The sequence below is a fragment of the Gordonia sp. NPDC127522 genome, from assembly GCF_042672305.1.
GTDB classification, from domain to species: domain Bacteria; phylum Actinomycetota; class Actinomycetes; order Mycobacteriales; family Mycobacteriaceae; genus Gordonia; species Gordonia hongkongensis.
In genome coordinates, this window is the sequence record NZ_JBHXVK010000046.1 from 1 (window position 1) to 1,286 (window position 1,286).

Consider the following 1,286-nt stretch of genomic DNA (forward strand, 5'->3'; position numbering starts at 1 on the left):
TGGCAGGTCCCCGATAGCCGGTCCAGGCAGTTCTAGAGCCAGTTTCTTCTAGCTGTCGGTCAGTCGATCTCGCAGCCCACAGGGTGGTGCTGGTGGGTGCATCGGGCAGCGTACTCGGCCGGGGTCTGGTAGCCCAGCGCCGAGTGGCGGTGCCGGTGGTTGTGGTCGTCTTTGAAATCGTCGATCACCACGCGAGCTTCGAGCAGGGTGGGCCAGCAGTTGCGGTTCAGGCACTCGTCGCGAAGCCGGTTGTTGAACGATTCGATGAACCCGTTGTTCCACGGCGTGCCGGGCGGAATATAGGAGATGCCTACCGACCCTGCACAGAACGCCTGGAGCGCCTCTGAGATGAACTCAGGGCCGTTGTCCATGCGTAGCACCATGGGTGGGCCACCCCAGATCGCGAAGGTCTTCTCCAATTCCTCGACCAACCGGTCGGCGGTGATCGAGCGATCCACGATGTTGAGCAACGACATCCGGGTGTGTTCATCGACCATTGATGCGATCTTGACCTTCTTGCCATCCACGGTCGAGTCAAACTGAAAGTCCAATGCCCACACCACCTTCGGCGCATCCGCCGCCACGATCGGCACTGACGATTGCCCGGCTCGTTTGCGCCGCGGCGCCCGGCGCACCTGCAGGCCCTCCTCCGTCCACAGCCGATGCACCTTCTTCTTGTTCACCTCGATACCGTCGTCGAACCGCAGGTGCGCCCACGCCCGCCGGAACCCGTGGCGAGGGTTCTGACGGGCGTAGGTTCGTAGCTGCTGGCGCAGGCCAGCATCCGGGTCAGCCGGGGTGTGCGCTTGCGGCAGTTGACGATACGCTGAACGAGCAAGCCCAACTACCCTGCACGCCTTGCGTTCTGACATGTTCATCACGTCTTTGAGCATGTCGATCGCGGCGCGTTTGGCGGTCGGGCTCAGAATTTTCCCTTGGCGATCTCCCGCAGCGCGTCTTTCTCCAACTCGGCGTCGGCGAGCAGGCGCTTGAGCCGGCCGTTCTGCTCGCGTAGCTCCTTGAGTTCCTTGGCGGCATCAGCGTCCATACCGCCGTACTGGCGGCGCCAGTTGTACAAGGTGGCCGCAGACACCTCGAGGTCGGCGGCGATCTCCTCGCCGTTCTTGCCCTCGGCCGCCAGTTCATCGGCTCGGCGCAACTTGCGCACGATGTCCTCAGCCGAGTGACGCTTCCGTCCCGCCATGATCCCTATCGTCCCTTCTCCGCCCTCAACAGGGCAATCAGGACTCTAGAACCACCCGGACCGGTTCACGGGGGACACGCCA

General features: G+C 63.2%; 1 protein-coding gene. It reads right to left on the bottom strand.

Annotation, left to right across the window (positions count from 1 at the left end; genetic code table 11):
- Window positions 1-59: 59 nt before the first annotated feature.
- A protein-coding gene (locus tag ACFVHY_RS24445; protein WP_390275960.1) for an IS3 family transposase occupies window positions 60-1,204 on the bottom strand; the annotation gives its coding sequence in 2 pieces (ribosomal slippage) (window positions 60-937 and window positions 937-1,204; 1,146 coding nt in all).
- Window positions 1,205-1,286 lie beyond the last annotated feature (82 nt).